The sequence below is a fragment of the Acinetobacter sp. YH01007 genome (assembly GCF_013420425.1).
GTDB lineage: Bacteria > Pseudomonadota > Gammaproteobacteria > Pseudomonadales > Moraxellaceae > Acinetobacter > Acinetobacter towneri.
On the sequence record NZ_VOYC01000011.1, the window covers coordinates 63675 to 86000 of the forward strand.

The 22326-nt window shown below is 41.9% G+C and carries 21 protein-coding genes and 2 pseudogenes; 14 read left to right on the plus strand and 9 right to left on the minus strand.

The annotated features are described in order from the left end of the window. Positions 1-14 precede the first annotated feature (14 nt). A complete protein-coding gene (gene parE / locus FTT74_RS06860) occupies positions 15-1895 on the plus strand; it encodes a DNA topoisomerase IV subunit B (protein WP_004974183.1) in 1881 nt (626 codons plus the stop codon). Positions 1896-2016: 121 nt separating this feature from the next. Here the strand turns inward: parE and FTT74_RS06865 are convergent. From FTT74_RS06865 to FTT74_RS06885, 5 genes and pseudogenes are all read right to left on the minus strand, one after another. After that, positions 2017-2348, minus strand: a pseudogene (locus FTT74_RS06865) (transposase); the annotation flags it as partial. A gap of 62 nt (positions 2349-2410) precedes the next feature. Beyond that, positions 2411-2703: pseudogene (locus FTT74_RS06870) on the minus strand (phospholipase D family protein); the annotation flags it as partial. Positions 2704-2840: 137 nt separating this feature from the next. Then, the gene (locus FTT74_RS06875) at positions 2841-4256 is read right to left on the minus strand and encodes a DASS family sodium-coupled anion symporter (RefSeq protein ID WP_004974185.1); all 1416 of its coding nucleotides are present in this window, start codon (positions 4254-4256) and stop codon (positions 2841-2843) included. Positions 4257-4432: 176 nt separating this feature from the next. Beyond that, positions 4433-5215, minus strand: a complete 783-nt coding sequence (locus FTT74_RS06880) for a sulfite exporter TauE/SafE family protein (protein WP_179988759.1) — start codon at positions 5213-5215, stop codon at positions 4433-4435. Positions 5216-5387: 172 nt separating this feature from the next. Continuing rightward, entirely contained in the window at positions 5388-6119 is a 732-nt protein-coding gene (locus FTT74_RS06885) for an outer membrane protein OmpK (RefSeq protein WP_179988758.1), read from the minus strand. Between the two features lie 546 nt (positions 6120-6665). Between FTT74_RS06885 and FTT74_RS06890 the strand changes: the two genes are divergently transcribed. The 6 genes from FTT74_RS06890 (at position 6666) to FTT74_RS06915 (ending at position 11937) form a co-directional block, all read left to right on the plus strand. Beyond that, a complete protein-coding gene (locus tag FTT74_RS06890) occupies positions 6666-7031 on the plus strand; it encodes an HPF/RaiA family ribosome-associated protein (protein WP_004974190.1) in 366 nt (121 codons plus the stop codon). 164 nt (positions 7032-7195) lie between these two features. Beyond that, positions 7196-7738 carry an ankyrin repeat domain-containing protein gene (locus FTT74_RS06895; protein WP_136144366.1) on the plus strand — a complete coding sequence of 181 codons (543 nt, stop codon included), beginning with the start codon at positions 7196-7198 and terminating at the stop codon, positions 7736-7738. A 16-nt stretch (positions 7739-7754) separates the two neighbouring features. Then, on the plus strand, positions 7755-8525 hold the full coding sequence (locus FTT74_RS06900; RefSeq protein ID WP_179988757.1) for a transporter: 771 nt from the start codon (positions 7755-7757) through the stop codon (positions 8523-8525). A gap of 172 nt (positions 8526-8697) precedes the next feature. Next, entirely contained in the window at positions 8698-10530 is a 1833-nt protein-coding gene (gene dsbD / locus FTT74_RS06905) for a protein-disulfide reductase DsbD (protein WP_179988778.1), read from the plus strand. After that, positions 10527-11207 (plus strand): glutathione S-transferase family protein, encoded by a 681-nt coding sequence (locus tag FTT74_RS06910; RefSeq protein WP_179988756.1) that lies wholly within the window; start codon positions 10527-10529, stop codon positions 11205-11207. The genes dsbD and FTT74_RS06910 overlap by 4 nt, the downstream gene beginning before the upstream one ends. A 166-nt stretch (positions 11208-11373) precedes the next feature. Further along, positions 11374-11937, plus strand: a complete 564-nt coding sequence (locus FTT74_RS06915) for an FMN-dependent NADH-azoreductase (RefSeq protein ID WP_004974205.1) — start codon at positions 11374-11376, stop codon at positions 11935-11937. A gap of 107 nt (positions 11938-12044) precedes the next feature. On the opposite strand, the gene FTT74_RS06920 is transcribed toward FTT74_RS06915, so the two are convergent. Next, positions 12045-12956: an alpha/beta hydrolase gene (locus FTT74_RS06920; RefSeq protein WP_004974206.1), complete on the minus strand. Its 912-nt coding sequence runs from the start codon at positions 12954-12956 to the stop codon at positions 12045-12047. Between the two features lie 154 nt (positions 12957-13110). Between FTT74_RS06920 and FTT74_RS06925 the strand changes: the two genes are divergently transcribed. After that, positions 13111-13548: a DUF2147 domain-containing protein gene (locus FTT74_RS06925; RefSeq protein ID WP_004974208.1), complete on the plus strand. Its 438-nt coding sequence runs from the start codon at positions 13111-13113 to the stop codon at positions 13546-13548. Positions 13549-13644: 96 nt separating this feature from the next. Here the strand turns inward: FTT74_RS06925 and FTT74_RS06930 are convergent, their stop codons facing one another. Together FTT74_RS06930 and FTT74_RS06935 are read right to left on the minus strand one after the other, a co-directional pair. After that, entirely contained in the window at positions 13645-13992 is a 348-nt protein-coding gene (locus FTT74_RS06930) for a Spx/MgsR family RNA polymerase-binding regulatory protein (protein WP_026438350.1), read from the minus strand. 853 nt (positions 13993-14845) lie between these two features. After that, positions 14846-15664 (minus strand): exodeoxyribonuclease III, encoded by an 819-nt coding sequence (locus FTT74_RS06935; RefSeq protein WP_179988755.1) that lies wholly within the window; start codon positions 15662-15664, stop codon positions 14846-14848. A 39-nt stretch (positions 15665-15703) separates the two neighbouring features. Between FTT74_RS06935 and pyrE the strand changes: the two genes are divergently transcribed. Together pyrE and FTT74_RS06945 are read left to right on the plus strand one after the other, a co-directional pair. Next, positions 15704-16354, plus strand: a complete 651-nt coding sequence (gene pyrE, locus FTT74_RS06940) for an orotate phosphoribosyltransferase (RefSeq protein ID WP_096901637.1) — start codon at positions 15704-15706, stop codon at positions 16352-16354. Positions 16355-16569: 215 nt separating this feature from the next. After that, positions 16570-17076, plus strand: a complete 507-nt coding sequence (locus FTT74_RS06945) for a hypothetical protein (protein ID WP_096901639.1) — start codon at positions 16570-16572, stop codon at positions 17074-17076. Positions 17077-17188: 112 nt separating this feature from the next. On the opposite strand, the gene FTT74_RS06950 is transcribed toward FTT74_RS06945, so the two are convergent. Continuing rightward, a complete protein-coding gene (locus FTT74_RS06950) occupies positions 17189-17404 on the minus strand; it encodes a DUF3565 domain-containing protein (protein WP_096901642.1) in 216 nt (71 codons plus the stop codon). Between the two features lie 116 nt (positions 17405-17520). Here FTT74_RS06950 and gshB point away from each other — a divergent pair, with 116 nt between their 5' ends. The 4 genes from gshB to FTT74_RS06970 all read left to right on the plus strand — a co-directional run bounded on the left by gshB (position 17521) and on the right by FTT74_RS06970 (position 22326). Then, positions 17521-18465 (plus strand): glutathione synthase, encoded by a 945-nt coding sequence (gene gshB, locus FTT74_RS06955; RefSeq protein ID WP_004974228.1) that lies wholly within the window; start codon positions 17521-17523, stop codon positions 18463-18465. Between the two features lie 319 nt (positions 18466-18784). Beyond that, complete coding sequence (gene murG / locus FTT74_RS06960) at positions 18785-19888, plus strand: undecaprenyldiphospho-muramoylpentapeptide beta-N-acetylglucosaminyltransferase (RefSeq protein ID WP_104852726.1); 1104 nt, start codon at positions 18785-18787, stop codon at positions 19886-19888. 3 nt (positions 19889-19891) lie between these two features. Then, positions 19892-21340, plus strand: a complete 1449-nt coding sequence (murC, locus tag FTT74_RS06965) for a UDP-N-acetylmuramate--L-alanine ligase (protein ID WP_096901645.1) — start codon at positions 19892-19894, stop codon at positions 21338-21340. Between the two features lie 56 nt (positions 21341-21396). Continuing rightward, positions 21397-22326, plus strand: a complete 930-nt coding sequence (locus FTT74_RS06970) for a D-alanine--D-alanine ligase (protein WP_179988754.1) — start codon at positions 21397-21399, stop codon at positions 22324-22326.

The window sequence follows — 22326 nt, forward strand, 5'->3', positions numbered from 1 at the left end:
GGAAACAGTACAACGTGTCTCAATATACCGCTCAATCTCTTGAAGTTTTATCTGGTTTAGATCCAGTACGTCGTCGCCCGGGCATGTATACCGACACCACACGTCCGAACCATTTGGCGCAAGAAGTTATTGATAATGCGGTGGATGAAGCACTTGCAGGGCATGCCAATAAAATTACCGTAAAAGTCTATAAAGATGGCTCTTTGTCGGTAGAAGACAATGGCCGTGGTATGCCTGTCGATATTCACCCAGAATACGGGCAAAGCGGGATTGAAATTATTCTGACCAAGCTGCATGCAGGCGGTAAGTTCAGCACCGACAACTACCAATTTTCGGGTGGTTTGCACGGGGTCGGTATTTCTGTAGTGAATGCCTTGTCCAGTCGGGTTGAAGTGACCGTACAGCGTCAGGGCAACCTGTATAAAATGGCTTTTGATCAGGGCGAAGCTGCTGCACCTTTAGAAGTCTTGGAAGGCAAAGCCCCAAAACGTGCTTCGGGTACGTTGGTACATTTCTGGCCTGAAGCTAAATATTTCGATTCACCTAAATTTGCGCTAAAAGCCTTAAAACACAATTTAAAAGCCAAAGCGGTACTAGCTGCAGGTTTAGAAATTCATTACATTGATGAAATTAACGATGAAAAAATTGTCTGGCAGTTTGAAAATGGTCTAGTCGACTATTTGATGGATGAGCTGGAAGATCGAGAGATTGTACCTGCCCCTGCTTTTGTGGCGACAGGTGAGGCAGAGCGTGCCAGTGCAGAGTTTGCAATTTGCTGGAATGTAGAAGGCGGCGAGCAAATTCAAGAAAGTTATGTCAACTTGATTCCGACTGCGCAAGGCGGTACGCATGTCAATGGACTACGTTCTGGTGTGACCGATGCGTTACGTGAATTCTGTGAATTACGCAATTTATTGCCGCGTAATTTAAAGCTATCTGCCGAAGATGTTTGGGATGGGGTCAACTACATTTTATCGTTAAAGTTCCAAGAACCGCAGTTTTCAGGGCAGACCAAAGAGCGTTTATCGAGCCGTGAAGCGGCAAGCATTATGCAGAATATTGCCAAAGATGCCTTTGCCTTGTGGTTAAACCAAAACTCTGACATTGCCATGCAGCTGGCAGAAATGGCAATTTCCAAAGCAGGTCGTCGTTTAAAAGCAGCGAAAAAAGTAGAACGTAAAAAAATTGTTTCAGGCCCAGCCTTGCCGGGTAAATTGGCAGATTGCGTGGGACAAACCCGTGAAGAATCGGAACTGTTTATTGTCGAAGGTGATTCCGCAGGTGGTTCTGCCAAACAAGCACGTGATAAAAACTTTCAGGCGATCATGCCAATTCGCGGAAAAATTTTAAATACGTGGGAAGTATCTTCGGACGAGGTTTTGGGTTCGCAGGAAGTACACGATATTGCAATTGCGATTGGGGTTGACCCGGGCAGTGATGATTTATCTGAATTGCGTTATGGTAAGGTTTGTATTTTGGCCGATGCCGACTCAGATGGTTTACACATTGCCACTTTGCTGTGTGCTTTATTCGTGAAACATTTCCCAAGTTTGGTGGAAGATGGGCATTTATACGTCGCCATGCCGCCGTTATTCCGTATTGATGACGGTAAAGATGTGCATTATGCGCTAGATGAAGATGAGCTAGAAAATACGCTGAAAAAAGCCAAAACCAAAAATCCGCAAATTACCCGATTTAAAGGTTTGGGTGAGATGAATGCCAGTCAGTTACGTGAAACCACGATGGATCCAAATACACGCCGTTTGGTGCAATTGGATTTGGATGATAGTCATTTTACCGCGGGTTTATTGGATAAATTGCTGGCTAAAAAACGCTCTGCAGACCGTAAAGTGTGGTTAGAGCAAAAAGGTAATTTAGCCGATTTGGCGGTTTAAGCTGATTTAATTTAGAAAAAGCATCCATTATTTCAAAAAAGTAATGGATGCTTTTTATTGTAATTTTGATTGGTGTTTATAATTCAATATTTTCAGGCCATAAAAAATATCCACCATATTGACTGGTTTTAAATTCTGCACCTACGTCTTTGCCTTGTTGAGTGAGTGACTTTCGCTGAACAGGCCTTAAAACTTTTTTAAAAGTGCATCTTGCAAGATGTCTGACTTTAGCCGCTCATCAGCATACATGCGTTTTAAACGGGCATTTTCAGCCTCAAGTTCTTTAAGCCGCGTCATCATTGAAAGATCCATGCCGCCATATTTGGACTTCCACTTGTAGAATGTAGCAGAGCTCATACCATGTTCGCGGCACAAGTTCGGTATGGGTGTTCCTGCTTCAGCTTGCTTCAAGATACTCATGATCAAGCTGTCTGAATACTTAGATGTTTTCATAGAAAATCTCCTTAAATCAAGGTTATTCGATTTTCTACTTTTAAACTCAATTATTTTTAGGGGGGATTACCATACATTCAGATTCATTGAGATAGCATTTAGCATGTAAGTTTTTACAAAAACTGAGCCGAACAAAATCAAGTTTTTGCATCCATTTTATTTCATCAGGATGTAAATCGCTTTTTCCATAAACGATTCGAATATCAATTTTGAGTCGATCTTTATCTTCAAGTAATTCTTTAATACGGTCATTTAAACGTAAATATGGGCTAATTAAAATTAACCTTTCTTTGGCATTTTTTATCAGTTCTTCTAAGAAAAAATTGGTCGCGCTCGTATTTAAAAACTTAGCCATTTAACCCTCCTCATCGTGTCTAAATTATTATGTTTCGAGTATAGCGAATTTATTTAGGTAATGATTTGATGATTAAAAATATTCTAAAATTGAGGCGAAAAAAAAGGAGCATCTTGTGCTCCATTTTTTATTGATCCTTAACTAAAGAACCAATATACAAATAATGAAATAATAAATACGCACATGACGTTCAACACCATGCCCACACTCATCATTTCACTTTGTTTAATTTGACCTGTACCAAATACAATCGCATTTGGTGGCGTTGCCACAGGTAACATAAAGGCACACGATGCACCAATACCAATAATCACCACTAAAATTTCTTTTGGAATACCCATTTGGTCTGCAATTGCAGCAAATACAGGAACCAATAACGCAGCAGACGCTGTATTACTGGTAAATTCAGTTAAGAAAATAATGAAGATGGTCACCGCAAAAATCACTACCAATGGCGAAGTATCACCAAAGGTATTGGCAAGGGTTTGACCCAATACCAAAGATGCGCCTGAATCTTTTAAGATCGCACTGAGGGTTAAACCACCACCGAACAGTAATAACACGCCCCAATCGGTATTTTCAGCCACTTGCTTCCAAGACGCAGTACCTAGCATAACCACTAAACATGCAGCAGTTAATGCAGTCCATGTATCGGGTTGGCTAATACCAAAGGTTTCGCTAAGTTTCTTGCCGAAAATCCACGCCACTGCAGTACATACGAATAAAATCATCGTTGCAACACGGGTTTTGGTCCAAGGAATTACTTCAGTTTCAAAATGAATTTTTTGATTTAAATTTGGACGCAATACCAAATATAAGCTGACCAACATTGCTGGTAGCAAAATCAGCATCATTGGTAAACCAATTTTCATCCAGTCAGCAAAGTCATAGTCTAACGCTTTGGCTGCAATAGCGTTTGGTGGCGAACCTACCAACGTACCCAAACCACCTAAACTGGCAGAGTAGGCAATCCCCAATAAAATGAAAACGAAGGTTTTACGCTCTTTAGTGGCATCGAGGTGTGATAACAAACCCAGCGCCAACGGTAACATCATCGCCGCCGTGGCTGTGTTGGAAATCCACATCGACAACGCAGCAGTGACAATAAAAATAGATAAAACCGAAATCCCCAAGTGACCGCCCGACATGGAAATAATCCACATCGCAATTTTACGATCCAGTTTCTGAATGTGCAGTGCAGTCGCTAAAGCAAAACCACCAAAGAACAGGAAAATAACAGGATCGGCAAAAGTCGCCAATGCCTTGCTGGTGCTAATTGGCTCAAGCACTTTGCTGGCATTTTCAACAGGCATGCCCAAAATTACGGCAAGCACCGGCACCAAAAGCGCGGTAATGGTAATGTGTACAGCTTCGGTGAGCCATAAAATACCAATAAAAAGCAACAGACTTAGACCCTTATTTGCATTTTCATCATAGGGCAAGACATTGTATAAACCGAAAGAGAGCAGGGCTGCAATTGCAACAATCACCCAGGTCTTGATCAGTTCTTTTCGCTTAATATTGGCTGGCACTTCTATATGGTTATTTTCCATAGAAGTTCACTCCGTCAAAAGGAATTAAAAGAAAAGAGGGAAGATTGGTCGATGCAAACGACCGAAGCAGTCTGAATAGACTGTTTTTTAAGCTGGTCTTAATTATAGGTGTAAATAATTATTTAAGCCAAAAAAAATCTAAATAATTTTCCATTTGTTATGTTTATTGGTCTGATTTATATCAATAAAGCAGGTGATTTTTGGATGATGAATGCTCCCTGAGCAATCGCATAAAGTGCCATAAAACCCAATAATGTAAATACAATCTGCTTAAATAATGTCTGGGAAATTTGTTTACGAATCAGACTGCCGATATACACCATCAGCACAGAGATGATGCAAATCAGGGCTAAAACTTGTAATTGAGTGTGGTTAAACTGTTGAATTACTGGATATAAAACTGCCAATTGAATGAGTTTGGAAATAATAAAGTTTAAGTTGCTAATCACCACAATATCGGTTTTGCTGTGTTGAGTGCTGAGTAAATACATCATTAGAAATGGTGCCATGGCATTGGTCGCACCACCAATCACACCTGCCAGCAAACCAAAAATCAGCATATTTTTGAGTGAGGCAGAAATTTGCAAAGGACGTTGTCGAAATTGATCGGCCACGTACAATAAAATCAGTACGCCCATTGCCAATTTTAAATAACCTTCGTTCAGAATGAGCAGCAAACTGACGCCCAAATAGCTGCCAATCAGCGCACTGAAGATTAAACCCCAATATTTTTTGCAGTAGCCATATAAACTGCTGAATATAGATTGTGTGGCATCGCCCCGCAGCATGTAGATATTGAGAAGCAAACAGGGAATCAGAACCAAAGCAACCGCAGTACTGAGTGGATATAACATCGCCACCGCAGCCGTACTGAGCATAGGAAAACCAAAACCGCTCATGCCATGCAAAATTGCAGCAATCGCACAAAACAGCAGAATAATGAAATCGGTTTTTTGCATGTGGGCTTCACAGTGCTTTTTATTTGAAATTTAACTCAATGTAGCGGAGTTTTGCGCTAAGTACAAATGGGTTGCATGGTTATGAGCAAAGCATATTTATTGGAAACTATTTTAATGACCAATAAAAAAGCAAGACCGAAGTCTTGCTTTTTTGAACAGAGAAAAATACAGCTTAGAAATGGTATTTGACCAATGCGCTGACATCGTTTTGATCTACGCCTTTAATACCAAACTTGTTGTTCCAAACAGAGTGTTCGATACCCACGTATAATTTGGTTTTAGGTGAAATGTGTTTGCCCACATTCCATTTATATTGAGAAGTCCAGTTTAATTCGCTGGCATGGTCATCTTCTGCAGTAGACCAGTCTAGGAAGGCATCAGCCAAGAACTCTTCTGAACCAATTTTAAATGGTACAGCATAAGTGATGGTCATTTGATAATCATCTTTAGTGAGATCGTTGTCTGCTTTGTAGAAATTTACATTTGCATATTGCGTATATGGAATGTCTAAAGCAAAACCAATACCGTATAAAAAGTTATTGAATTCAGGATTAGCACCGTGTCCAGCATTATGTTCCCAAGTAGTTGCAATGAGAACATCTTTCACTGGGCCAAAAGATAAGTTTTGACCTGTAGTTTCACCCAAGCTTAAACGTGGCGCTAATTCAAAATAGGTTGAGTCATCATCATTGCCATCCCATTGTTGGTCAACGAAGAAGAACACATCAGAATATTTGAGTTTAGCTGCATATTCAGCAGTAAGAGTCGTACGATCTTCTGTACCTAATTTATAGTTTTCACCATAAAGAGCAGTCAGGCTAGAATCTTGCCAAATCGGTGCAGCTTGCGTAAAAGTTGCAGCAGTGGAGATTGCGCACAGCGCAGCAATATGTGTAAGTTTCATAAAAATAGACCCCAATAAAAGCGTTTCAAGGATACAGATTCTTTAGCAAAAATAAAGCAAAATTCGATTATTGACGGGTCATTTCTTGGTATTTTTTGCCAATTCTAAAAGCGCTGCATTTTTTGCAGGATTTAAAACCAATGGTAAAAATAATGTCTAGCTTTTTGCATGCCATGCTAAGCCCCTTAAAAGCATCAAGTTTCTCATTGGCAATAGATTGAACAACGTAGTGCTATCCAAATTGATCGCTTATTGAACATCTAAGCTGAAATTGGTGATAAAAGGGTTATTCTTTTGCTGCTTTTCTATAAATATCGCTTGCATATTTTTCAGATAGGCCCGATATTCAAGGTATAGGGACACGGTTCTGCAGAATTAAAAGTGTTCATCATTCACGTAGGAGGAAGTGATTCCAAACTAAGTTGAAGATGTACTTTATGCTGTAAAAACAGCACATTATAAACACGCCAAAACGTATATATAAAATTATGTGTAAGATTTTGGCACAACAAGATTCAGAAATAACGAACGCAAGAGGATGAAATCATGAACATTGAAATCCGTACCGATAAAAACATTCAAAACAGTGATCGATTAATTAGTTACGTTCGTGAAGAACTGAATAATGAATTCCAACGCCACAGTGAGCGTATTACCCATTTTTCAGTGCATTTTAGTGATGAAAATGGTGAAAAAGGCGGTGATGACGATATTCGTTGTATGATTGAAGCACGTCCAGCAGGTTTAAAACCAGTGGTTGTGAATCATCGTGGTCATAATATTGATACAGCCATTCACGGTGCGATTGACCGTTTAAAACGCAGCCTAGAACATGCGTTTGAGAAAAATGAGAATCCTCGTGGTGCTCGCCCAGAATTTGTAGATACAGATGTTGGTGGCGACGACGAATAAGGATCAGACAGATTCCAAGAGCCTCGCAAATTTTGCGAGGCTTTTTTGTGTTTGCATGTAGCCAATGCACTAAATTCACGATTTGCTGACATTTATCTCATACAAATGTCGCTTTATTGGGCATAATAGTTCTAAATTAAACATTGAATAAGAGAGCTCTCTGCATGTTAACTGCGCAACAACAAGTCTTGGTGCAAGCAATAGAAGAATTAGACCTTGCCCAAGTGCAACGCCTATTGGCAGACGGTTTAGACCCTAACTTTATGGATGCCGAAAAAGGCCCTGTGATTTCAGTCTGGTCAGATGGTTTATTTCAATGGTGGGAAAAAGTCTGCGAAGCATATGAAGCAGGTCAGCCACTCACAGAGCAGCAAAAACAGCAAGATTTGCAAGTGCATTTAGATATTTTAGAGGCATTGATTCAAGCCAAAGTGAATTTGCATTTATGGGATGCCGAAGAAATTTACGGCCCATTGTGGGATGCGGCTTCTGCAGCATGTGTTCCTGCGGTACAGCGTTTATTAGATGAAAAAGTCGATCCGAACAGCAAAGATGAAGATGGTTTAACGATTTTATCTTCAATTAGTGATTTATTGTTTGATTGTGATTTTGATGAAATTCAGTGGTCGGATGCTTTGCCAGAAGAACAACAGACTTTAGAATTGTTGCGTCGTTATGGCGCAAAAATGAGCAAAGAATTGGCCTAAGAGCAGAGATAAAAATATGTCAGCATTAAAAACAGTTGGGTTAATCGTGGCGGCAGGCATCAGCATGCAGGTGAGCGCGGCAGATTTTGAGTTTGATCGTCCTGGTGCAGGAGTGAGTACGGGTATTACACCTGTAGGGAAACTGGCTTGGGAACAGGCTTTGCCAAGTGCAAGTTATCAAGAAAGTAACGATGCTTCGGGCGAAAAAGTTAAAACTACTCGCCTTAATGCTGACATGCTGTTACGTACAGGTTTGGCGCAAGATTTAGAGTTACAGCTGGGCTGGCAAGGGCCTGCATGGAGCAAAAGCAAAACTGCAGGTCAATCGGTTGAAGATGATGGTTTGGGTGATGTCAGCATTGGTTTAAAACAAGCCATTGACTTAAATGATGACAAACTTTCTATGGCCGTGTTGTTGCAAGCGCTAATTGCCACAGGCAATGATGGCTTTAGCGAAGAAGATGATATTTATAGCTTGGGTACGGCAGTCAGCTATCAATACAGTGAGCTGTTAAAAACAGGCATCAACATGCGTTACGATGTACAAAATAGCGATTGGGCGGTTACAGCAATTCCCAATATTCAGTACCGTTTAAGCGATCAATGGTCAGGTTTTTCAGAATTGGTCTATCGCAAAGCTGAAAGTCAGGACAATGAATATGGCTTAATTTCGGGAGTGATTTACGCACTGAATGAACGCACTCAACTGGATGCCAGTGTCGGTGTAGATTTAGACGGTGCAGATAAAAGTTACCGTGCAGGTTTAGGTATGGCGTTTTTGTTCTAAGCCATTTAAACCATTTAAAGCTTTAAAATACGTTGTATGCTGCAGCAGGCCAAAGTTATTAAGTATTAAGCTTGCTGCAGATTCGTTTTCATCCTAATAAAGTTCATGCCGAGGCGAGCAGAACATGAAGCAGTCCTTATTTCAGACCTTTTGGCAAGTTGCTGTTGATCTAATGGCTGATATTTTACGTTATGTGGCGCAGGGCTTATCTTGTCTGCTCGCAAGTCTACTTTTATTGTGTTCGCTAAGCCTACACGCAGAAGCACCTTTACTCCCACCCGAACAAGCCTTTCAGTTTAGCGTTGAATCGGTCAATCCCCAACAAGCCGAACTGCGCTGGAACATGCCTGAACAGTATTATTTGTATCAGCATCAATTTAAGGTTGAGCATGGACAGCAAATACTGGCTTTAGAGTTGCCTCCCGCAGAAGATGTTTATGATGAAAACTATGGACATACTCAGGTTTATTATCAACAAGTCAGTTTTAAAATTCCCACGCAGGCTGCACAGCGCTATCAAGTGAGCTGGCAAGGTTGTGCGCAAGATCGACTTTGTTATCCACCACAGCGCATTGAATTTCAGACAGACAGCACTGGTTTGGTGATTTTAGACAATCAAAGCGCAGCACAAAAAAATCTGTGGGGTGGACACAGTAACCCAACCCAGAATGTGTTTTCGACAACACCTGCCAACTCCACGCTAGCATCCTCAACAAGTGTTGCGACAGCGCAACCCATCACTGCACAAGATCAAATGTGGTCAGAAAAACTGGCACAGAGTTCATTTGCTTATGGCTTGCTACTGTTTTTTGGTTTAGGGGTTTTATTGGCCTTTACTCCATGTTCTTTGCCGATGTTGCCCATTTTGACCTCCTTGTTGGTGCGTGAACATAAAGGTGTCAAAGCGTGGACGATTATTCTGGTTTTTGTCTGTAGCATGGCAATTGTTTATGCCATATTGGGTTTAATTGCGTCATCCGCAGGTTTGAATTTTCAGCGTTGGTTACAACAACCTGCTACTTTAATTGCCTTTAGTTTACTGTTTGTGTTGTTTGCCTTAAATTTGTTTGGACTGTTTGAGATCAAGTTACCACGTGCTTGGGTCAATCGACTCGATCAGGCGCAATCTATGCAAAAAGGCGGCAATTTGGCAGGTGCTGCACTCATGGGCATGTTGTCGGCACTTTTGGTCGGCCCATGCATGACTGCGCCATTGGCAGGGGCGTTATTGTTTATTTCACAAACCCAAAGTCAGATGCAGGGGGCGTTGCTGCTATTTACGCTCGGGTTTGGCATGGGTACGCCGTTATTGTTGGCCAGTGTGCTTGGGGCAAAAGCTTTGCCACGCGCAGGTTTGTGGATGCATCAAGTCAAAGTGCTGTTTGCCTTTATTATGTTGGCATTGGCATTGTATTTTATTCGTCCGTTATTGGGTGAAGCATGGATGCAATGGCTTAGTTTGGCACTTGGAGTGGGTTTTGTCGGCTATGTGCTGCATCGTTTGAGTGGCTATCATGGTACGCTGCGGGCGATTTATCTGAGTGCGTTATTGGTGGTGGTGCCGTATCTGATTTATAACCAATATCAACACAGCCAGCGTTTTTGGCAGCAGGAAAACGATGCGGTTTTAGAATGGCACCGTGCAACGACTGCAACGGAATTACAACAGTTACTTGCCCAAGCTCCGAAAAATCAGCGCATAATTATAGATGTCTATGCCGATTGGTGTGTGGCGTGCCGTCCGATTGAACAGCAGGTATTGACATCCTCCACCGTGAAACAGGCACTTGCAGAATTTTATTTAATTAAACTCGATTTAAGCCATTACGATGCCAGTCATCAAGCCTTGTTGAATCAATGGGAAATTTTAGGGCCACCTACCTTTTTATTTTTGGATGCACAACAACAAGAAATTCGCAGTCTGCGTTTAACAGGTGCATTTAACGAGAGCACTTTGTTAAATCAACTGCAGCAACTTCAAACCACACAGGAGTCATCGTCATGATGCAGCTGTATATTGCCAATAAAAATTATTCGAGCTGGTCGATGCGCCCGTGGTTGGTACTGAAGGCGTTTGACTTGGCTTTTGAAGAAATACAACTGAACTTTCCCTGCGAGCGTGGCGAGGGCGATTTTAAACAACGTGTCCTAGAAATTAACCCCAATGGTAAAGTGCCTGCCTTATTAGATCAGGGCATGTTGATTTGGGATTCTCTCGCCATTTGCGAATACTTGGCAGAGCAATATCCTGAACAGGCACTTTGGCCACGTGATGCACAGCAACGCGCTTGGGCGCGTAGCATCAGCGCAGAAATGCACAGCGGTTTTACCGATTTACGCAGTTTATGCGGCATGAATATTCGCGCTAATTTAGCAGAGGTGGGTGCAAAGTTATGGCAAGAACATTCGGGTTTAAGACAGGATGTGGCACGCATTGAACACATTTGGGTGGAACGTCCTGCTGTAGATGGTTTCTTGTGTGGTGAATTTAGCATTGCCGATGCGTTTTATGCCCCTGTGGTGACGCGTTTTATGACTTATGCCTTGCCTGTAAGTGCCAACAGCCAACACTATATGCAGCGGGTGATGCAGCATCCTGCTATGCGCGCTTGGGTACACGCCGCATCACAAGAAGCAATGTGGGTCAATTATTTAGAGCCTTATCAAAAACCAGCAAAATGACTTGGAAAAAGCAGGATTAGGAAAAATACTGCGGAAGTTTTTGTGCGGTAAAGTGGTCTTTTTTGTTCCAAAAATAAAACATAGTGTCTTAGTTTTCCCAATTATTCTATTTACGCTGCACGATTAAAATAGCGTTATTAAATGAATACAAGATTGGAACATCCCCATGAAAATTTTACACATCGACTCGAGTATTTTAGGTGAAAACTCAGTTTCACGTCAGTTAAGCCAAGCGATTGTGCAACAATTGACTGCAAAAAATAGCAATGCACAGGTCGATTATTTAGATTTGGCACAACAGCCGATTCCGCACTTAACTGCCGAAATTTTAATGGGGCAGGATGCAGAACAAGCGGCTTTGGGTGAAAAAATCATCCAACAATATATTGATGCCGATGTCGTGGTGGTGGGTGCAGCCATGTATAACTTTGGTTTGACTTCAACTTTAAAAGCATGGATTGATCGCATCAGCGTGGCAGGTAAAACCTTTAAATATACCGAGCAAGGGCCTGTAGGCTTGGCGGGTGAGAAAAAAGCCTATATCGCCAGTAGCCGTGGCGGTGTGTATGGTGATAACAGCCCTGCTGATTTTCAGGAAGATTTCTTGAAAACCATCTTCAACTTTACAGGGGTGAATGATGTAGAAATTATTCGCGCTGAAGGGGTGAGTATGTCGGAATTTAAAGACCAAGCTGTTGCCAATGCGATGCAAAAAATTCAGGCGATTTAACCCACTATTTCAATAAAAAAAGCTCAGTGCCTTGAGGGTGCTGAGCTTTTTTTATATAGATGGATCGGCTAAAAGGGTTGGTTAGCAAAGCCTTGTTATGGTTGAACTTAGCTCTGATCTTGCCGATGTGCAAACTCTGCTAAATCTGCCAATGCACGTTTGGCTTCTTCAAACCACGGTGAAAACATTTGAAAATTGTGCCACATACCCGTGTAGAGTTTGTAATGTACTTCTACGCCTGCCTGTTCGGCTTTTTCTTTAAAACGTGTTGCATCATCCAGCAAAATTTCTTTAGAGCCAATTTGTACTAAAACTGGTGGTAATTCATGTAAATCATCAAACAATGGCGAAATTTGCGGGTCTGCCCGATCAAGTTCAGGCGGTACATAGTAATCAATGCCTGTTTCCAGCGTTTCAATTGACAGCAGGGCATCATGCTTGCTGTTATAACGCAAGGATTCACTGGTGAGGGTTAAATCTAAAAATGGTGACAGCAGCATTAAGCCACTCACTTGCGGCAATTGCTCATCACGTATTTTTAAAGCTAGCGCCAACGCTAAATTTGCACCGCAAGAATCTCCTGACAAAATAATATCTTTGGCGTGTATACCTTGCGCCAACAGACTTTGATAGACATCAAACACGGCTTCCAAAGCATGTGGAAAAGGATGCTCAGGTGCAAGCGGATAATCGACATGAATCACTTGCATTTGGGTGCGTGCCGCAACTTGACTCAAAAATGCTCGATGGGTATTTAACGAACCCAGAAAAAAAGCCCCGCCATGAATATGAAAAATGAGCTGTGTTGCAGCATTCTGTGGTTTTAATTCTTCGGCATGCAGACCTGCTAAACGCAGCGCGCGTACCTGCACCGACTTTTGCATGGGAAATAAACGGCACATTTGTTCTAGTGCAAAACGTACAGAATTGGGGGGTAAATTAAATTGGCTTGGTTTGCGAATGGTGGTTTTTAAAAACTGCTCTGTAATAATTTGTTTCCACATGGGGTTAATCTTCATGATTTTTCCATCTTGTTCTTTATTTGATCGGATATTTGTGTATTTACCAACATAATTTACAAGGGTACACTAAACGGTCACATTCAAAAATTGCAAATTTGTTGTGACTTTTTAATAATAAAGTTGTCTGATAGTAGACCAGGGAAACAAAACAATGAAAAAAATTGCACTTGCATTCGGGCTGTTAGGTTTAAGCGCTTTGGCCAATGCTGCAGATCCGCTTAACGGCACAGTTTGGAAAACAATTGACGACAAAACCAAACAACCCAAAGCCACGGTAAGATTTACTGAGCAAAAAAATGGAACTTTAACCGCAAGCATTCAGTCAATTTTAACGCCTGGTGAAGAAAATGCCTGTACAAAATGTGAAGGTCCGTATCACAACAAATCACTCAAAGGTTTGACCATTGTTCGCGGTCTGAAAAATACAGGCGGCACGAGCTACGATGGTGGTTCAATTCTTGACCCGCAAACAGGTAAAACCTACAAGCTAAAAGGTAAACTTGCCGATGGTGGTAAGAAACTGGAATTGCGTGGTTTCATTGGTGTAGCGGCATTGGGTCGTAACCAAACATGGATTCGTGCGAACTAAGCATGTATTCCACCTGTGCAGTTGAAATCATATTGCACAGGATATAAAAAAACCTGCTCCATGTGAGCAGGTTTTTTTATTGGTATTTTTTTAAACTTAACCTAAAGCACGATAAGCCGCTTCATCAAAACCCGCAATAAAGCCTGATTCAGTTTTTAAGACAGGACGTTTAATTAAACTGGTGTGAGTGCAAAGTGCTTCAATTAAGTTGGCTTCACTGGCCAAAGCAGCTTGCTGTTCTGCTTCGCTGAGTTTGCGCCAAGTGGTGCCTTTTTTATTCAGTACTACATCTTGCCCAAGCGCATCTAACCAACTTTTGACAGTGTCGGCATCGATCCCTTGTTTTTTATAATCGTGAAACTCATAACTTAGCCCCAATTCATTGAGTAAATCGAAGGCTTTTTTCATTGAATTGCAGTTCTTAATCCCATAAATTTTTAACATATTTTTTTCACGTTAATATCATCAAACTGGCTATAGCCTAGCCCAAAACAGCGCTAAGTGCTAGAAACTTGCAGTGAACAATGATTGGCTGTTTAAATGGTATGTGTCATCAATACGTCATACCGATGTCACCAAATTGACACTTGATCGCTCTAAAATGGGACGCATAAACAGAATAAAATGAAAAACTTGATAAAAATAGACTCAAGTGAAAATAAAAAATACAGTGAAGAACAACAGTAATAGCGCAAAACAGAAAATAAGATGATAAAAAGAGAAAACCCGCATTTAATCATCCTGATTATGCGGGTCTCATTTTAACGTCCATTGTTACATCCTTGAAACTAACCAAAACCAGTTAGTTTACTTTCCATCCTTCGGCTTCCAATCCTTTTGTGTCATCCTGACTGTCCCTTTGCCGTGATGCAATAATGCGCTGAATCGACTTGAAGATAAATACACAAAGTCGACAGATTATGTGCGAATTGAACCTCAGTTGAGTGAACAATTGTTCACTCGTGTAGGCTGTGAAATTTGTGTGAATAAGGGACTATTGACAATTCGTCTATGTTTGCGACGACGCATATTTTTAGCTGATATAAGGCATGGGACAGGAAATTTAGCCATTCTAAATGACTGGCACATAACGCAATAGCAGCAAAAAAATATGCTCGTCCTTCGCTGCGCCTTGCGCTGCAAACAAAGCAGTGCTTGTTTTTGCTCAGGCTGTGGCTAAAACTTTCTCAGATTGCGTTATGAAACTTGGCAATAGACCCACTATTCCCTGCGTTTCACGCCTGATCTGCTCAGTTTTAGCCTACAGCGCAAACCATTTATGAAATGTCAATAGACCCTAAATCTTATAATCAATAATCACGGGAGCATGGTCACTAAACCATTCGTCTTTATACACCCAAGCATTGACAGTGCGTGCTTTCCAGTCGGGTGAGCAAGCATGATAATCAATCCGCCAACCAACGTTCTTGGCACGGGCTTGCCCGCGATTTGACCACCAAGAATACAGCTCCGCTTCATGGCGCACTTCACGGAAGGTATCGACATAGCCCAAATCATTGTAAATATGATCTAACCATGCACGTTCATGCGGCAAACAACCTGAAGACTTTTGGTTGCCCGACCAGTTTTTAATATCAATGCGCTTATGCACGATGTTGTAATCGCCACAGACAATGATCGATTTATTGTCTTCACGCCACTGTTTTAGAATTTTTTGATACTCTTCTAAAAAGTGATCTTTCCGCATTTGGGCTTCTTCACCTGAAGAGCCAGAAGGCAAATACAGTGAACAGATGTAAATTGGGTGATCCAGTCCTACATCAAATTCAGCACTGATAAAGCGACCCTGAGAATCGGCCAATTCAAAGCCTAAACCATTTTGCACAGAAACAAACGGCAAACGGCTATAAATAGCTGTCCCTGCGTAGCCTGCGCGTTCTGCAGGGAAAAGATGCGTGTGCCAGCCTTCTGGCTTAAATTTATCGGTCCATTGGGCGTGTGTGATGCGGCTTTCCTGCATGCAAATCACGTCTGCTTCAGACTTTTCCAACCATTCGAGTAAGCCTTTGCTTACCGATGAACGCAACCCATTGACGTTAATTGAAACCACTCGAAGAATTTTTTGATCACTCGGATAGCTACTCTTTGGTATCATGCTCAGGTCTTACCTCAATGTATTAATTTGGAGCACCTCATGACATCGCCAGCTCAATTTAACCCGCAAGCTTTTATCGAACTCGCCTTATCACGTGGTGTGCTTAAATTTGGTGAGTTTACTTTAAAATCGGGTCGTGTGAGTCCTTATTTTTTTAACGCAGGTTTGTTGAATGATGGCGAAGCTTTATCGCTATTGGCTTCGGGCTATGCAGATCAACTCATGCAATGCAAAAATGTAGATGTTATTTTCGGGCCTGCCTATAAAGGTATTCCATTTGTGGCAGCTACAGCAGTGGCTTTATCACAAAATCATGGCGTAAGTGTGCCGTGGGGGTTTAACCGTAAAGAAGCCAAAGATCATGGCGAAGGCGGTGTGTTGGTGGGTGCTGCGGTTGAGGGCAAAAAAGTTTGGATTATTGATGATGTGATTACTGCGGGTACGGCTATTCGTGAAGTGGTGACTATTTTGAAAAATGCAGGCGCACAAATTGCGGGCGTATTGGTGGCTTTAGACCGTCAAGAAAAAGGTCAGGGCGATTTGTCTGCTATTCAGGAAGTGCAAAAAGAGTTGGAAATTCCTGTGCATGCTTTAATTACCATGAAAGATTTAATGAATTATTTGGATGCTAAAGGTGAAAAAGATGCCTTGGCGAAAATGGAAGCGTACCGTGTGAAGTATGGGATTTAAGTCTTATCAATTCTCTTTAATGATAATATTGAGCGTTGATTAATAATTTAGCGCGGAACGTAACAAGTTTATAAAAAGCCCAGATCTGTAGGTTTGGGCTTTTTTTGTATGCAGTGGACTGAATTATGTGGAATAATTTTCGTGATGTGTTAAAGGTGTATGATGTCGATTTTAGAATAGCTTATTCTTAAAAATATTATGAGCGATGTCTTTCAATGAAAAATAAAGAATATATTAATCAGTATTTAGATAATACTTGTGATCTTGTCATTCAACACCTTAAAAATATAATGGTATTTCAAGCTAATATTCAAAAGTCTTGGGGATATCACTCCAGATTTATAGAGAGATTAGTTCATCCAGAAGATGAATTAATTTTTAAGGGATACTCTAATCCTGTTTTTCAAAATTTACCTGTGGGCTCTATTCCTGCAAGAAAAGAACACATCGTACCTATGTCTTATCTTTTCAATGGTTTATGGGGTTTAATAAAAACCGATCAATTATCAAATCAAGAATTATCAACGATTCTCAAACGAAATTTAGGCATAGCTTATATTACTCATGACGAGCAAAAAAAATTAGATTCCAAGACATGTGGCTTAAAAAACAAAATGCCTGATGGATGGTGTTTAAAAACAGGGGATCCATTAGATCGTTTAAAAGCTGCTGATATTGAACTTGTAGATGAGTTTGGGGCGCCCATACTATCTTTAATTTGACGGTGTCAGCACAATTATCATCTAAGAAAATATACTTAAATTTTCGATTTAACATAATCGTGGTCGTTATACGAAAGCCCCGCTTCATGGGTCGTTTGATTATCTTTTTAACCTAAAATCTCTTATCCAAAACCCACTCCAATTCCTCCTCACACTTCTTACACTCCAGCATCACCCCCAACTTTTCCTTGCGCCCTTGCTCTGTGATTACCCACGGGCGGTTTTGCCACGGTGGATTATGCCGCACATGCTGCCCATGACCGCAGGCCAAATCTGCGACCCAATCATTTTCTTCATCTAAATGAAAACCAATAATCGCTTGTTGCATCGCATACTCCTAAGTGCATGATGATCGTGGATAAAGCGTTACGAAAATTGCAGCAAAACCAAAGCCAAACTCCGCTATACTTTTGCTTATTCAATTCTTCAAAAGAGCACCGAAATATGCGCGTACTTGTTGTGATGGATCCCATCGAAAGTGTCAATTTGAAAAAAGACTCAACCATGGCGATGTTATGGGCGGCAAGCCGTCGTGGGCATACCTTGGGCTATGCATTACAGCAAGACTTATATATTGATCAGGGCAAGGCATTTGGTCTGATTGCATCGCTCAAAGTCTTTGAAGATTATAACCATTATTACGAATTGGGCGAAAAACGCAAAGAATCCTTAGCTGATTATGATGTCATTCTCATGCGTAAAGACCCGCCTTTTGACATGAATTTCGTTTATACCACATATATTTTAGAGCAAGCTGAACGCGAAGGCGCATGGATCATCAACAAGCCGCAAAGCCTGCGTGACTGTAATGAAAAGCTGTTTGCGACTCAATTCCCAGAACTACAAGTTCCGACATTGGTCACGTCACAACAAAGCCTGATTCGTGAATTTATTCAGCAACATGGTGATGTGATCGTTAAACCGCTCGATGGCATGGGCGGCATGGGAATTTTCCGTTTGTACCAAGATGGGGTCAATATTGGCTCAACCATTGAAATTCTGACCAACAACGGCACTCAGCCAATCATGGCGCAGCGCTATATTCCAGAAATTGTAGATGGTGATAAACGCATCCTCATGGTTAATGGTGAGCCTGTGCCTTATTGTTTGGCACGAATTCCACAAAATGGCGAAGTGCGTGGCAACTTAGCTGCAGGTGGTTTAGGCGAAGCACGTCCATTGACTGAAAATGACAAAGCCATTGCCGCCAAAGTCGGGCCATTTTTACGTGAAAAAGGCTTGGTTTTTGTCGGATTAGATGTGATTGGCAACTATGTCACTGAAATCAACGTGACCAGTCCAACGTGTATTCGTGAAATTGATGCACAGTTTGGTACATCCATTGCCGATGATTTATTTACCGTACTTGAAGCAGGTCGTCCCAACTAAGTTTGGGCTTTATGCTCACTGTATCAATACAAAAGCCGTTTTCTATTTGAAAGCGGCCTTGTTTTTAGAGACGTGGATACAAAAAACAACTTAAACACTTTGCAAAATAGATCAATCAAAGCAGGTAAAATTGAATAAAACTTAACATTTTCCGTAGATTAATAATAAAACTAGTTTAAACTTGAAAATCTGTAGAAAAAAACAATCAAGCACTTGGTGAAAAAAAGTAAATAACCTTTCAAGCCCATGCGTTTGTGATTACAATTGATAGCTTATACAAGATTTTTATTTGCCTTATTTTGAGTTGAAGAATTAAACCGTGACTGACGCACAGCAACAACAGCCTAAACATGTCATGATGATGGCCGCAGGTACAGGTGGACATGTTTTTCCCGCTTTGGCCGTCGCAAAACAATTACAGCAACAAGGGATTCAAGTGTCATGGTTGGCGACCCCAACGGGCATGGAAAATCGTCTGCTTAAAAATCATAATATCCCAATTTACCAAATTAATATTCAAGGTGTACGTGGCAACGGTTTGATCCGTAAACTGGCTGCACCATTTAAAATTTTAGGCGCAACGCTCAGTGCTGTGCGTTACATGAAGCAATTAAAAGTTGATGCTGTTGCAGGTTTTGGTGGTTATGTGGCAGGGCCGGGTGGCTTGGCAGCACGTGCTTTGGGTATTCCTGTGCTGATTCACGAACAAAATGCAGTTGCGGGTTTTACCAACACTCAATTGTCACGTGTGGCAAAAACCGTGTGTCAGGCTTTCCCAAATACCTTTCCAAACAGTAACAAAATTGTCACCACAGGCAACCCTGTTCGTGAAGAAATCACTGCGACCTTAAGCCCTGCATGGCGCTATCAGGAACGTGAAAAAGCAGGCTTGCCAATTCGTATTTTAATTGTGGGTGGTTCACTAGGTGCACAAGCCTTAAATGAATGTGTACCTGAAGCGTTAAAGCAACTAAATGTCGCTTTAGATGTTTATCATCAATGTGGGCAAAACCATGCCGATGCGACGCAGGCACGTTATGCACACAAGCCTGACCATTTACAGGTTGAGGTACAGCCTTTTATTGAAGATATGGCCAAAGCCTATAGTGATGCCGATTTAATTATTTGTCGTGCGGGCGCACTCACGGTAACCGAGGTCGCGACTGCAGGTGTTGCAGCAGTATTTGTACCATTGCCTAGTGCGGTGGATGATCACCAAACTGCCAATGCCAAGTTTTTAGCCGATCTTGGTGCAGCAAAAATCTGTCCGCAAGCTAGCATGACACCTGAAAGTTTAACAACATTATTAACCCCGTTAATGAATCGTCAATTGTTGTCTGAAATGGCGGTCAAAGCCCGTCAGCAGGCGCAGCCTGATGCAACTCAACACGTGGTTCGTCTTATTCAAGCATTGTTCGAGTAAAATATGTCTCCATCTACACCCGCTGATCAAGCGAAAAAATTAATCAAAGTGCCTGAAATGCGCCGTATCAAACACATTCATTTTGTGGGTATTGGTGGCGCGGGGATGTGTGGTATTGCCGAAGTCTTGAAAAACCAAGGCTATAAAGTGTCGGGTTCAGACATCAAAGCTTCAAAAACCACAGCGCAATTAGAAGAAAACGGCATCAAGGTTTATATTGGGCATGCGGCAGAGAATATTAAAGGCGCCAATGTGTTGGTGGTGTCTACTGCAATTGACCCAGAAAACCCAGAAATTAAAACAGCAATTGACACCCGTATTCCTGTGGTGCGTCGTGCTGAAATGCTGGGCGAGTTGATGCGTTACCGTCATGGTATTGCAGTCGCGGGTACACATGGTAAAACCACCACTACCAGTTTAATCACCTGTATGTTGGCCGAAGAAAACATGGATCCAACTTACGTGATTGGTGGTTTGCTAAACCGTACTGGGGTCAATGCAGCATTGGGTGCTAGCCGTTATATCGTGGCAGAAGCCGATGAATCTGATGCATCGTTCTTATTCCTAGAGCCAATGGCGGCTGTGGTGACCAATATTGATGCCGACCACATGGACACCTATGGTGGTAGTTTCGATACCTTAAAAGATACCTTTATTCAATTTTTGCACAAACTGCCATTCTACGGTTTGGCTGTGGTGTGTGGTGATGATGCCAATATTCGTGAAATCATGCCGCGTATCGGGCGCCCTGTATTGACCTATGGTTTTAATGAAGACAACGATATTCGTGCCGTTGATGTTGATCAAGACGGTATGCGCACACACTTTACTGTACTGCGTAAAGACCGCGAACCGTTACGCGTGACGGTGAATCAACCGGGGCTGCATAACGTATTGAATGCCTTGGCTGCAATTGGAATTGCCACCGATGAAGGCGTTTCTGATGGTGCAATTTGCCGTGCTTTAGAAGGCTTTAGCGGTGTCGGTCGTCGTTTCCAAGTACAAGGTGAGTTTGCGGTAGCAGACGGCAATGTGAAATTGGTAGATGACTACGGACATCACCCGAAAGAAGTGGAAGCCACCATTAAAGCTGCGCGTCAAAGTCATCCTGATCGCCGTTTGGTGATGTTGTTCCAGCCACACCGTTTTAGTCGCACCCGTGACTGTTTTGATGACTTTGTGGAAGTGTTGTCACAAGTCGATCAATTGTTATTGCTCGATGTTTATCCTGCGGGTGAAAAACCAATTGTTGGCGCAGATAGCCGTACTTTGGCACGCAGTATTCGTTTGCGTGGTCAGGTTGAGCCAATTTTGGTCGATCCAAATGACGGCAACCTACCGAATATTGTGAAACAAGTGTTACAGGCCAATGACTTGTTATTGACCCAAGGTGCAGGTAATGTGGGGGCGATTTCAATCGAGCTTGCACAAAACCATTTATATTTAAAATAATCACAACCTGTGATGTTTGAATTTGATCGACCAGTTTAAAGTTTAAGGATATAAACGTGTCAAATGCTTCAAAGTTCGGCAAAGTTGCCGTGTTATTGGGTGGAAAATCTGCTGAGCGTGAGGTTTCTCTAGACAGCGGTCAAGCAGTACTCGAAGCACTGCTACGTTCTGGGGTCAATGCAGAAGCATTTGATCCACAAACACGTATCGTGACCGAATTGGTCAATTATGATCGTGCCTTTATTGTGTTACACGGGCGCGGTGGTGAAGATGGTCAAATTCAAGGTGTTTTGGAATGGTTGAATATTCCATACACGGGTACGGGCGTGCAAGGTTCAGCCATTGGCATGGACAAAGTGAAGACCAAGCAAATTTGGCAAGGTTCTGACTTGCCAACTGCGCCATATCGTATTGTTAGCAAAGATTCCAATATTGAAGACGTGGTTGCCGAATTGGGTTTACCACTCATCATCAAGCCTGTACATGAAGGTTCAAGTATTGGCATGAGCAAAGTCGAAAAAGTAGAAGACTTTGCCGATGCTGTAGCGAAAGCAACTGCACATGACGCTATTGTTATGGCTGAAAAATGGATTACAGGACGTGAATTTACCATCGTGCTGTTAAATGGTCAGGCTTTACCGATTATTCGTTTAGAACCACCGAAAGATGTGGCGTTCTATGATTATGAAGCCAAATATCAACGTAATGATGTGCAATACGGTATTCCGTGTGGTTTAAGCACTGCCGAAGAGCAACAGTTACAAGCTTTGGCATTACGTGCCTTCCAAGCCGTGGGTGCAAGTGGCTGGGGTCGTATTGATGCCATGCAAGATGAGAACGGCAATTTCTGGCTATTGGAAGTGAATACCGTGCCGGGAATGACCAGCCACTCTTTAGTTCCGAAAGCGGCAAATGCAGTCGGCTATAGTTTTGATGAGCTGTGTGTGGCAATTTTGGCACAAACCCTTACAGGTGAAGCACACTAA

What these genes read in the sequence shown, in the direction of transcription:
- FTT74_RS06875 (WP_004974185.1), bottom strand. Translation starts at nt 4,256, where the DNA reads ATGGAAAATAACCATATAGAAGTGCCAGCCAATATTAAGCGAAAAGAA.
- FTT74_RS06880 (WP_179988759.1), bottom strand. Translation starts at nt 5,215, where the DNA reads ATGCAAAAAACCGATTTCATTATTCTGCTGTTTTGTGCGATTGCTGCA.
- FTT74_RS06885 (WP_179988758.1), bottom strand. Translation starts at nt 6,119, where the DNA reads ATGAAACTTACACATATTGCTGCGCTGTGCGCAATCTCCACTGCTGCA.
- FTT74_RS06890 (WP_004974190.1), top strand. Translation starts at nt 6,666, where the DNA reads ATGAACATTGAAATCCGTACCGATAAAAACATTCAAAACAGTGATCGA.
- FTT74_RS06895 (WP_136144366.1), top strand. Translation starts at nt 7,196, where the DNA reads ATGTTAACTGCGCAACAACAAGTCTTGGTGCAAGCAATAGAAGAATTA.
- FTT74_RS06900 (WP_179988757.1), top strand. Translation starts at nt 7,755, where the DNA reads ATGTCAGCATTAAAAACAGTTGGGTTAATCGTGGCGGCAGGCATCAGC.
- dsbD (WP_179988778.1), top strand. Translation starts at nt 8,698, where the DNA reads ATGGCTGATATTTTACGTTATGTGGCGCAGGGCTTATCTTGTCTGCTC.
- FTT74_RS06910 (WP_179988756.1), top strand. Translation starts at nt 10,527, where the DNA reads ATGATGCAGCTGTATATTGCCAATAAAAATTATTCGAGCTGGTCGATG.
- FTT74_RS06915 (WP_004974205.1), top strand. Translation starts at nt 11,374, where the DNA reads ATGAAAATTTTACACATCGACTCGAGTATTTTAGGTGAAAACTCAGTT.
- FTT74_RS06920 (WP_004974206.1), bottom strand. Translation starts at nt 12,956, where the DNA reads ATGAAGATTAACCCCATGTGGAAACAAATTATTACAGAGCAGTTTTTA.
- FTT74_RS06925 (WP_004974208.1), top strand. Translation starts at nt 13,111, where the DNA reads ATGAAAAAAATTGCACTTGCATTCGGGCTGTTAGGTTTAAGCGCTTTG.
- FTT74_RS06930 (WP_026438350.1), bottom strand. Translation starts at nt 13,992, where the DNA reads ATGTTAAAAATTTATGGGATTAAGAACTGCAATTCAATGAAAAAAGCC.
- FTT74_RS06935 (WP_179988755.1), bottom strand. Translation starts at nt 15,664, where the DNA reads ATGATACCAAAGAGTAGCTATCCGAGTGATCAAAAAATTCTTCGAGTG.
- pyrE (WP_096901637.1), top strand. Translation starts at nt 15,704, where the DNA reads ATGACATCGCCAGCTCAATTTAACCCGCAAGCTTTTATCGAACTCGCC.
- FTT74_RS06945 (WP_096901639.1), top strand. Translation starts at nt 16,570, where the DNA reads ATGAAAAATAAAGAATATATTAATCAGTATTTAGATAATACTTGTGAT.
- FTT74_RS06950 (WP_096901642.1), bottom strand. Translation starts at nt 17,404, where the DNA reads ATGCAACAAGCGATTATTGGTTTTCATTTAGATGAAGAAAATGATTGG.
- gshB (WP_004974228.1), top strand. Translation starts at nt 17,521, where the DNA reads ATGCGCGTACTTGTTGTGATGGATCCCATCGAAAGTGTCAATTTGAAA.
- murC (WP_096901645.1), top strand. Translation starts at nt 19,892, where the DNA reads ATGTCTCCATCTACACCCGCTGATCAAGCGAAAAAATTAATCAAAGTG.